The following is a 3,043-nucleotide window of genomic DNA, read 5'->3' as shown; positions in this document are numbered from 1 at the left end:
CGAGTCACTTTGGTCGGTAACTCGTTCATCACTACGCGATGGCCCACCCACATGCGGGCAACGACACACCCCCACCAGGGGCTATGCCGCCTCACCGAATTCCCACCACTCCACGGGACTCTCCCGTTCGACCAGTCGCTGTCGGCGAAGTTCAGTGCTGCGGAGAACAGGATGCGTGAGGAACTGGCCGAACGCGGCAAGACCGGAGAGGACCGGCAAGCGCTGCTGGATGAACTGCTGGCGATCATTATCGACCCGCAGATATCCGACGAGGATGTCGGTGGATTGATTCGGGGCGAGGGCATCGGGTGGGAGCGGTTGCGGGCGGCGAAAGCCAAGCCCGCCCGCGGTTGCCGCGCGATCATGGACATCTGGCCGCCCTCGATACCTCGTATTCATATCTGCGGAAGTTCACTCCGGCGGTGTTGTCGGCGGTGCGGTTCGCCGGCGGTACCGGGTCGACGGAGTTGCTGGTCGCGGTGGACATGCTGCGCGAGCTCAACGCGACTGGTCGCCGGAAAGTGTTCGACGACGCGCCGACCGGGTTCGTGCCGATCAAGTGGCGCGGCTATCTCGACGATGCGCGCAAGACCGGGAACACCGTCGGCTACCGGCACTATTGGGAGCTGTGCGTGCTGATCGGGTTGCGGGACGGGCTGCGCACCGGGGATGTGTTCGTACCCGGATCTCGCCGCTACGCCGACCCTGCCGCCTACCTGCTCACCGGTGAACAGTGGGAACCCCAACGCGCCGAATTCTGCCGCCTGGTCGACAAACCTGCCGACCCTGCCCGTGCACTGGCCGCGCTCACCGACGAGTGGGGTGAGGCGGTTGGCGAGCTCGAACAGATGCTCGCCACAGGTGACGGGCCGGTGCGACTGGATGAGAACGGTGATCTGGTGATCTCACCGCTGACCGCCGAAGACATCCCGACCGAGGCCATCGCACTGAAGGCCGAGCTGACCGAAATGCTGCCGTTCGCACCGATCGTGTCGCTGCTGATCGAGCTCGACAAACGCACCGGATACCTGGACTGCTTCACCCACGCGGGCGGCAAACACGCCCGCGGCCCGGAGCTGAAACGCAACCTCATCGCGGTGCTGTTGGCTTCGTCGACCAATCTGGGGTTGACCCGTATGTCTGAAGCGTCCGGGATCTCCTACGACATCCTGGCGTGGACGGAGGAATGGTATGTGCGGGAGGAGACGCTGCGCGCAGCAAACCTGGCGCTCATCGGCTATCACCAAAGACTGCCGCTGACAGCGGCTTTCGGCACCGGCACCCTGTCCTCCTCGGACGGGCAGCGGTTTCCGACGCGCGGCAAATCGGTCACCGCGCGTACGGTGTCGCAATTCTTCGCCGATCAGGGCTTGTCGACCTATACCCATGTCACCGATCGACACGCCACCTATGGCACCAAGGTGATCGTCACCACCCGGCGCGAAGCCCACTACGCACTCGATGAAATCCTCGGTAACGCAACCGATCTGCCGATCACCGAGCACGCGACAGACACTCACGGGGTGACCCTGGTGAACTTTGCGTTGTTCGACCGCTCGGGATGCAACTCTCCCCGCGCATCCGGGATCTGGGATCTGGGATCTGGGATCTGGGCGAGATCACCCTCTACCGGCCGTCACCGCGCGGGGATGTCGAGGCACGGTTCCCGCATGCGGGACCTTTGCTGACCCGCAAGCTGAACCTGGACCTGATCGCGGAACACTACGACGACCTGCTGCGGCTGGCCGGATCGCTGAAATTCGGGCACGCCACCGCATCCCTGCTGGTCGGCAAGCTGTCGGCGTCGGGTCGCCAAAATGCCCTCGCGGCGGCGCTCAAGGAATACGGTGCCATGCGCCGCACGATCTACGCCTGCCGATATTTGACCGATCCGGATTACCGGCGCAAGATCTCCCGTCAGCCCAACAAGGGCGAATCCATCCACGCCCTCAAACGCGACCTCATCTACGCCCACGACGGGGCTTTCCGCGCCCGTCACCTGGAAGCCCAAACCGAGCAGGCGTGGTGTCTGACCCTGGCCACGAACGCGGTGATCGCCTGGACCACAGAGTATTACGGGCTCGCGGTCGATCAGATGCGCCGGGCCGGGCGGCGAGTGGACGAGGAGGTCTTGGCCCATATCTCGCCCGCGCACAGCGCCAACATCAACTTCTTCGGCGCGATCGAGGTCGATATCGACGCCGAACTCGCCGCGCTCGGTCCCACCGGGTACCGGCCGCTGCGGGTCCGCGACACTCTGTTCTGACCGCGCGGTCCCGGGTCTGCGGTTACGGCGTGCCGTCCTCGGTCGGGGTGGTTGCTGGCGTACCTGTTCGGTGGGTGGCGAGGAAGTTGTCGACGAGGCGGGTGCAGTCGTCGTGGTCGATGGTGCGCAGTCCGGTGAGGCGGGCGAAGACGATCGGGCCGAGGAGTTCGATGAGGGCGAAGGTGGTGTCGAGCTCGCCGAGCACGGCGCGGGCGTCGGGGCTGGTGAGGATGTGGTCGAAGGGTTGGCGGTATTGCTCGATGACGCGGGCGCGTAGTGAGGTGACCGCGGCCGGATCGGGGTGGCGGCGGTCGGGGTCGGTGTGGTCGTCGCCGAGGGATCCCATGGCCAGCCAGGCCAGGGTGGTCATCTGTACCGGGGCCTGTTCGATGAGGTCGGCCTGGGTGGTGAGCAGCGCGATGAGCCGCTCGCGCACGGGTCCGGTGCCGGTGGGGGTGTCGACGCGGGGGAGCAGCCGTTCGAAGGTGGCCGCGAGCAGGTGGGTGGTGCTGCCGAAGTGCCGGTAGAGGGTGGCGCGCGCGACCTTCGACACGCGGGTGACCGCTTCGACGGTGACCGCCTCGACACCGCCGGTGGACAGCAGATGGGTGGCCGCATCGAGCAACCGGTTGCGTGAGCGTGCCAGCCGCGGATCGGCCTGCTCGTCGGCCGCGGTGAGTGGGTCGGTCGCGGCGGGGTCCGGGGCGGTCATGGACGCGCGCTCCTCCGATTCGTGTCGTTCAGCCCTGGGTGTATGTGTGGACTCTATCCCACGCC

General features: G+C 66.2%; 1 protein-coding gene and 1 pseudogene. One reads left to right on the top strand and one right to left on the bottom strand.

Annotation, left to right across the window (positions count from 1 at the left end; genetic code table 11):
- Positions 1-126 precede the first annotated feature (126 nt).
- Positions 127-2,266: pseudogene (locus WAW17_RS22535) on the top strand (Tn3 family transposase); the annotation flags it as partial.
- A gap of 22 nt (positions 2,267-2,288) precedes the next feature.
- On the opposite strand, the gene WAW17_RS22530 reads toward WAW17_RS22535, so the two are convergent.
- Entirely contained in the window at positions 2,289-2,978 is a 690-nt protein-coding gene (locus WAW17_RS22530; protein WP_422335133.1) for a TetR/AcrR family transcriptional regulator, read from the bottom strand.
- Between the last annotated feature and the right edge of the window lie 65 nt (positions 2,979-3,043).

The organism is Rhodococcus sp. (in: high G+C Gram-positive bacteria) (genome assembly GCF_049286785.1).
GTDB lineage: Bacteria > Actinomycetota > Actinomycetes > Mycobacteriales > Mycobacteriaceae > Rhodococcus_F.
Note: the sequence above shows the minus strand (reverse complement) of the source record. Positions and strands in the feature narration are given on the sequence as shown.